This window comes from Kamptonema animale CS-326, from assembly GCF_028330895.1.
Taxonomy (GTDB): domain Bacteria; phylum Cyanobacteriota; class Cyanobacteriia; order Cyanobacteriales; family Microcoleaceae; genus Kamptonema; species Kamptonema formosum.
Window position 1 is genome coordinate 1 of the sequence record NZ_JAQMUA010000476.1, and the last position, 6,074, is coordinate 6,074.

9 protein-coding genes are annotated in these 6,074 nt (G+C 47.5%); 5 read left to right on the top strand and 4 right to left on the bottom strand.

The window, feature by feature from the left end; all coding sequences use genetic code 11:
• The first annotated feature begins 374 nt into the window (after window positions 1–374).
• Window positions 375–884 (top strand): hypothetical protein, encoded by a 510-nt coding sequence (locus tag PN499_RS27820; protein ID WP_272036648.1) that lies wholly within the window; start codon window positions 375–377, stop codon window positions 882–884.
• A complete protein-coding gene (locus PN499_RS27825) occupies window positions 881–1,024 on the top strand; it encodes a hypothetical protein (RefSeq protein WP_272036650.1) in 144 nt (47 codons plus the stop codon). Before PN499_RS27820 ends, PN499_RS27825 begins: the two co-directional genes overlap by 4 nt.
• A 9-nt stretch (window positions 1,025–1,033) precedes the next feature.
• Here the strand turns inward: PN499_RS27825 and PN499_RS27830 are convergent, their stop codons facing one another.
• The gene (locus tag PN499_RS27830; RefSeq protein WP_272036653.1) at window positions 1,034–1,663 is read right to left on the bottom strand and encodes an ImmA/IrrE family metallo-endopeptidase; all 630 of its coding nucleotides are present in this window, start codon (window positions 1,661–1,663) and stop codon (window positions 1,034–1,036) included.
• 104 nt (window positions 1,664–1,767) lie between these two features.
• A complete protein-coding gene (locus PN499_RS27835; RefSeq protein WP_272036655.1) occupies window positions 1,768–2,154 on the bottom strand; it encodes a helix-turn-helix transcriptional regulator in 387 nt (128 codons plus the stop codon).
• Window positions 2,155–2,370: 216 nt separating this feature from the next.
• Between PN499_RS27835 and PN499_RS27840 the strand changes: the two genes are divergently transcribed.
• The 3 genes from PN499_RS27840 to PN499_RS27850 are packed head-to-tail and all read left to right on the top strand — an operon-like array spanning window position 2,371 to window position 4,487.
• Window positions 2,371–2,649 carry a multiubiquitin domain-containing protein gene (locus tag PN499_RS27840; RefSeq protein WP_272036657.1) on the top strand — a complete coding sequence of 93 codons (279 nt, stop codon included), beginning with the start codon at window positions 2,371–2,373 and terminating at the stop codon, window positions 2,647–2,649.
• 9 nt (window positions 2,650–2,658) lie between these two features.
• Complete coding sequence (locus PN499_RS27845) at window positions 2,659–3,042, top strand: hypothetical protein (RefSeq protein ID WP_272036659.1); 384 nt, start codon at window positions 2,659–2,661, stop codon at window positions 3,040–3,042.
• Window positions 3,039–4,487 carry a ThiF family adenylyltransferase gene (locus tag PN499_RS27850; RefSeq protein ID WP_272036662.1) on the top strand — a complete coding sequence of 483 codons (1,449 nt, stop codon included), beginning with the start codon at window positions 3,039–3,041 and terminating at the stop codon, window positions 4,485–4,487. The genes PN499_RS27845 and PN499_RS27850 overlap by 4 nt, the downstream gene beginning before the upstream one ends.
• Window positions 4,488–4,568: 81 nt before the next feature.
• Here PN499_RS27850 and PN499_RS27855 read toward each other — a convergent pair whose 3' ends face one another.
• Together PN499_RS27855 and PN499_RS27860 are read right to left on the bottom strand one after the other, a co-directional pair.
• Window positions 4,569–5,306 (bottom strand): glycosyl hydrolase 108 family protein, encoded by a 738-nt coding sequence (locus PN499_RS27855; protein ID WP_272036665.1) that lies wholly within the window; start codon window positions 5,304–5,306, stop codon window positions 4,569–4,571.
• Window positions 5,303–6,074: M23 family metallopeptidase (locus PN499_RS27860; RefSeq protein ID WP_272036667.1), on the bottom strand; the 772-nt coding region annotated here is incomplete at its 5' end. The genes PN499_RS27860 and PN499_RS27855, both read right to left, overlap by 4 nt.

The following is a 6,074-nucleotide window of genomic DNA, read 5'->3' on the forward strand; positions in this document are numbered from 1 at the left end:
CTGCAAGGTGCAAACAAGCGATCGCCCTACCAATAGAAACAAGTATATATTGTAGAGACTGATTTTCTTGATTGAGCAGAAATTATCCTCAAATCTCAACTAAGAACCGATATCCACCTGACCTCGAAACCAGAAGTAAGGTGTAGCAATAGCAATGTTCAGAGATATATTTATACTGCTAAAGAAATTAATCGCCAAATGGATGAAGTGGATGGTGCGATCGCACCTACAACCGCAATTCAGGACAAGCGATCGCTATACTCCCGCCCATTGCTCACGCCCTTCAACTCAGCCTTGCAGTAAATTAAAGTCGCCACATCTCAATTATTCGCTATTCGCGAATATAGAATAAAGGAAAGAAAGCGCATAAAGCGATGCTCAAACCGCAAGATATCGTTGCCATACTCAAAGTCCACAGTTGGGAAAAAGCAACCTGGACTTACAGCACACTCGCTCAAAGCTTGGGTATGAGTGCCTCAGAAGTTCATGGTGCGCTTTCTCGATGTGCAGCAGCAGGCCTCTATGATGGCGAAAATCGCAGGATTTTGACCCAAGCCCTACTAGAATTCTTAGTTCACGGGCTGCGCTATGTATTCTATGCCCAACCCGGCCCCTTAAGTCGGGGACTGCCAACGGCGCATTCGGCTGAGCCGCTAAAAAGCAAGCTGATTGCCTCACCGTCGGAGGTTTATGTCTGGCCTGACCCTCAAGGTGTCGTCAGAGGGCAGGCGATCGCACCCCTGTACCGTTCAGTCCCTCAAGCTGCTAAAAACGATCCAGAACTCTACGCCTTGCTTAGCCTGATTGACGCGCTGAGAGTAGGTCGAGTGCGGGAACAGCGTTTGGCGGTTAGCGAACTTGAAAACAGGCTCGTTACCCTATGAACCCCCAGATATTGATGCTAGAAACAGTTGCCAGGGTACTCTCGACGGTACCCACTACCCTCGTCTTCACAGGAGGCGCAACCATATCACTTTACCTGGATGAAGCTGCGGCCCCCGACATTCGACCTATCGGCTCATAAGCACTTGCACTAAGAATTAGAGCGACTGCGTTTGTAAAACGGTACACCATAAAATTCTTCTTCCAATTTCTTCCACTTCACACTGGCGAACGAGCCAGTGGGAGCAAAAGCAAGGCGTTCGGCTCTTTTAACAAGTCCAGCGTATGACAGTGTTGTTTTTGTCTCACGCTTAAGCTGGACAAGCACTATCGGAGTACATTCTCCTTCGCCAATACCCATTTGGGACAGATGGTTTATAAAGTCTTGTTCTGGGAAGATCAACTCCGCAGCAAAAACATTTGCACCAATCTCGATTCTTTCATTCTCATTAAAGCCACCGCACCACAAGGTAGGCAGATTACTATCGACCAAAAAATGTTTGAGTTCGTGCCCCATAGTAAAGATTTTGGGATCTTCCGGCAGGTTGCGGTTGATCATGATTGTCGGCCCTAACTCATCATTGAAGAAGGCACCGTTTAGATCTCTAAACCTGGATTTGCAGAAATTATACTTATTGGGCCATAAATCTACTTTGATTCCATATCCTTTGTAAATACGTCTTAGATCTGAACTGCGTACTTGTGGAGTATCCAACCCATTTTTTGAGCGAATGTCGCGTGCAAGAGCTTTCATCTCCTCGTAGTAATCAGTTCGACTCATCAGCTCAGGTGTATTCTAGAATTACACACTAGATGTGTGGTAAAAACGCATTTTGAATCGATTTTACCACTATATGTATAAACATGAGCAGATCACCTCTCTGTTTATTCGGTTTTTTTCCTCTTGCGCCCTGCTTTCGGCTTCGAGCCCTGCGGATAAAGGCTTCGAGCCTTGCGGAACTCAGCATACTGGCGTAATTCCTCAAGGTCTTCAGGGGATAACTGTTTAGCTGTACGCAACAGCGCAGTGATTTGGTCATTAGCTGAAGTCTCCTCTGGGGGAAAGAACTGTAAAATTGACACTCCGAAAAACCGCGAGAGTCGCTCAAGGTCTTCAATGGTTGGGCGATAAGTGGCAGTCTCCCAACGAGAGATTGTATTTGCGGTGATTCCCAGAGCCTTTGCAAGCGCTTCTTGGGATAGCCCCTCCCCTCCCCCATAACTCGTTCGTAGATCTCGTATTCGCCCCCCAACATACTCAATTAAGCTCATCTGTTTTTGGTTCCTACAACGATCCTCTACCCGAAACTGTCCTTTAAGAGGATATTACTTTCCTGTTCCTGTTGACGATCTCCTTTACCAAAGGTTACTATCCTAAATAAGGACTGCATTCCAACACAAAGAGGACAGAAGCTATCCAAAGCTTCCGACAAACGTCACACTCCCGGTCGGTTTTCGGGAATTGTAATTTCAAACAGGAGTTTTCTAATGAAGGCTGAATTAAGAAAAGAAGCAGAAGAACAGTCCAGAGGGGCAAAGCCAGTCACCGTAACGGTGAACTCGCGCCCTGTCACCTTTTCCGAACACAAGGTTACAGGTTTGGAGATTAAACAAGCTGCTATCAAGCAAGGCGTATCCATCCAGAAAGATTTTGTTCTATTTGAAGTCAAGGACAATGATTCCCTCAACCAGATTGGGGATTGTGACACCGTGACTCTTCACAAAGAGCAGGTGTTTCGGGCAACTGCGCCAGACGACAACTCATAGGAGGCAGCGATGACACCTGAAGTTGAACAAGCGATCGCCGAAATTAAGCGGGCTTTTGATGGGCATCCCGTTGATGCGGAGCCAGAGCCACAAGGGGGCGCGTACATCAGGGTTCACAATCTGTTGATTGGCGAACAATACGTCCCTACCACTAGCTGGGTTGGCTTCCAGGTTGGCTTTCAGTATCCCTATGCCGATGTGTACCCACATTTTACTGATGGGAGCCTACGTCGGGCTGACGGTCGAGCCTTGGGTGCTGGATTATCATCAGGCATCATTTGGCAAAAGCGGAAGGTAATCCAACTATCGCGTCGCTCGAACCGTTGGAACCCAGCCATTGACACCGCTGCTACCAAACTGACTAAAGTCCTTGCTTGGGTAAGATCTCAATGAAAACTCCCGTTTCACTCACCATAGATGAGCCGCTCTTTGAAAAACTCTACCATCATCTTTTTCCTGGTGACGGTGACGAGCATGGAGCAGTAATTGCGACAGGTATTGCACAGACTCCTCGTGGCACCCGTCTGCTCGCACGAGAAGTTTTTCTGGCTCAAGACGGTGTTGACTACGTACCCGGCACCCGTGGCTACCGCGCCCTGACCGCAAAATTTGTGGCACAGGTATCAGGCTACTGTGAGGCTCAGAACTTGTGTTACCTGGCTGTGCATTGTCATGGGGGACAGGATGATGTTTGTTTTTCAGCTGATGATATGGCATCCCATAAGCGGGGATATCCAGCTTTGCTAGATATTACTAAAGGTGGGCCAGTCGGTGCGCTCGTGTTTGCAGCCAATGCGGTCGCGGGAGACATTTGGACTCGCTCTGGTCGATTTCCCCTCAGTCATCTGAGTGTGATTGGTTCGCGTGTACGAAAACTTTATCCCTCTCCCCAACCTCGACCTCCCCATGCAGATCCAATCTACGATCGCCATGCCCGGTTGTTTGGCGATCTGGGACAGAACATTCTTTCTAACTTAAAGGTTGGAATTATTGGTTTGGGAGGTGGTGGCTCACTCTTAAACGAATGGTTATCCCGTCTGGGAGTCGGTCATATTGTTGCCATTGATTTTGACAAAATCGAGCTGACAAATCACCCCCGCATTGTTGGCTCAACTCGTTGGGAGGCAATGGCTTGGTTAACCAAATCTCGCAATCCCTGGCTGCAAAAACTTGGATCTCGATTAGCTGGTTATAAAGTGCATATTGCACGACGGGTAGCCAAGCAAGCAAATCCATCAATCCGCTACGATGCTGTTGTGGGTAACATTGTGGATGAGCCAATCGCTCGATTGCTTACAGACGCAGACTTTATCTTCTTGGCGAGTGACTCTATCCAGAGCCGCCTTGTGTTCAATGCTTTAGTGCATCAGTACCTCATTCCAGGAATTCAGATTGGTGCTAAGGTTTCTGTGGATAAAAATACTAAACAAGTTGGCGATATCTTCACTGCTACCCGCCCCGTACTTCCCTTTGCCAATGGCGGCTGTTTGCATTGTCATGAGTTGATTCCTGCTGCTCGACTACAGGAAGAAGCTCTCAGCGAAGAAGAGCGTCGGACTCAACGTTATGTCGAGGATGATGATGTTGCACAACCGAGCGTCATTACCCTCAATGTCCAGTCTGCTGCCCAAGCCGTAAATGATTTTATGATGATGTTTACGGGTCTATATCAGCCACAAGTTACGCTATGCCATCAAATGAGTTTTGTAAGAGAACGTAGAATAAGCAAGGTTGCTCCTCGTTCTAACGACACTTGCTTAGACTGTAGTAACAGTCCTCGGAGCCGTCGGGCTCGTGGCGATCGTTTACGTCTCCCTTGTAGGATACCAAAATGTTGATTGCTTGAGCTGATGTTAGTCTAACGATCTGATATCAAGAATTGTCTTACTTTGGCATCTTTCCAGTGTCAACACGCAGACTTAAAACTTATCAATATACTTATCCCGCCTATCGGCTCTACTAAGCCAACCTGCCCGAAAAACCGAATCTTTATTACCCGGTGCGCTCCACCGAATGTAGTCTTGTCGATGCCTTTCATTAAGCGCCCTTGCTAGTTGTTTCGGGTCAGTAATAGTACCAACTTCCCTCAAATATTGTCTCGACCTTCCCACTCCCGAATTAATAGCAATGTCGGCACATACTTCAAAAGCAGGTTGAGACAACTCAGCACAACCACCAGGTGCAAAATAATCCTGCTTGTAAATCTGTGCAACCGCAGTCTTGAATGCCGAGGGATTCTTATCATAAGCAAACTTCACAAACATAGATGGATGAGCGTTAAATCCTGCACCATTACCTGATAGTAAACCATTCCGATGATTCCAGCCAACGCTAGGGATAATTCCCATGCACGTAAAGCCTTTTTGTCCCTGAAACCAGTTGCCACTGTCGTTCCCCAAATTTTGACAGCCTCCCTCAAAGCCAAAAGCTAATTGTAATGCGGCTTCTGCTTTAGTATTTGGTATGCTCACAGCATCTTTTTGTGTTTTTCCAGTAACTTTATCTGTCGCAATTTGAGCAACACTAATTAACTGCTGTCCGGGTTCGGATTGGATGACGGGTGGCACTAAAATATATGCTCCCGTCAGTGCAACTACTCCCCAAGTAACCAGCCTAAAATCAAATTCATCCCGATGTTGAATTTTATAAATTGTCATTGACTGTCCTCTGGCAATTTACCTGTTAAAGCTTGATAAACATAGCCCGTTTGTGGCGGCACTTTCTCGCCATCATTTCCACCTAGCCGCTGTTGAAAATGAAGGTGCGGCCCAGTACCCGCCGTACCCGATTTCGCAATGACTGTGCCTACTTTCTGCAAACCACTTTTGCACTCTCCAACTGGCAAATGTACGTAGTCAAACGACAAATTCCACTCTGGTACAGAGAAGCTGGCAACCCAACCCCAGCGGCCATTAGACCAACACCGGACATTGACAGTGCCTCCGACTGGCCCTATTGCATACAGAGGCGTGTACATCGGAGTGGCCACATCTGTTCCAAAGTGCATTGAACTGCAACCAACACAGGGAGAACTGCGGGGACCGTAAGCAGACGTTACTGGGAATCCTGCAATGCTTTGACCGCTGCGTGGTGAAAAAGCCCATGAACCTGCGAATTGGGGAGGTGTCTTGGAACCGCTGCTGGAAATAGTCGGGGCTAGGGTTGTTGGGCTTACCGCAGCAGGCTGTATGCTGTTGTGGGCAGTATTCGCTATCTGTGACTTCACTTGTCCTCCCCTCACCATCACTCCAACAGAGTTCTGCAATATTTGGTTAAGCCCAGGCGCTAAAATAGCGATCGCTATCCCCGTAACCACAACAGCAGTAATAAAATCCCCCCGGCGATAAGCAGTATCCAAACGGACTGGATTGTGCTGATAGCCAGATTCAGGAGAATAGACAATAGAAGATGTGTCAACAGGAAAC

Bases quoted from the DNA above. Each gene is read 5' to 3' on its own strand.
- PN499_RS27820 (WP_272036648.1), top strand. From the start codon at position 375: ATGCTCAAACCGCAAGATATCGTTGCCATACTCAAAGTCCACAGTTGG.
- PN499_RS27825 (WP_272036650.1), top strand. From the start codon at position 881: ATGAACCCCCAGATATTGATGCTAGAAACAGTTGCCAGGGTACTCTCG.
- PN499_RS27830 (WP_272036653.1), bottom strand. From the start codon at position 1,663: ATGAGTCGAACTGATTACTACGAGGAGATGAAAGCTCTTGCACGCGAC.
- PN499_RS27835 (WP_272036655.1), bottom strand. From the start codon at position 2,154: ATGAGCTTAATTGAGTATGTTGGGGGGCGAATACGAGATCTACGAACG.
- PN499_RS27840 (WP_272036657.1), top strand. From the start codon at position 2,371: ATGAAGGCTGAATTAAGAAAAGAAGCAGAAGAACAGTCCAGAGGGGCA.
- PN499_RS27845 (WP_272036659.1), top strand. From the start codon at position 2,659: ATGACACCTGAAGTTGAACAAGCGATCGCCGAAATTAAGCGGGCTTTT.
- PN499_RS27850 (WP_272036662.1), top strand. From the start codon at position 3,039: ATGAAAACTCCCGTTTCACTCACCATAGATGAGCCGCTCTTTGAAAAA.
- PN499_RS27855 (WP_272036665.1), bottom strand. From the start codon at position 5,306: ATGACAATTTATAAAATTCAACATCGGGATGAATTTGATTTTAGGCTG.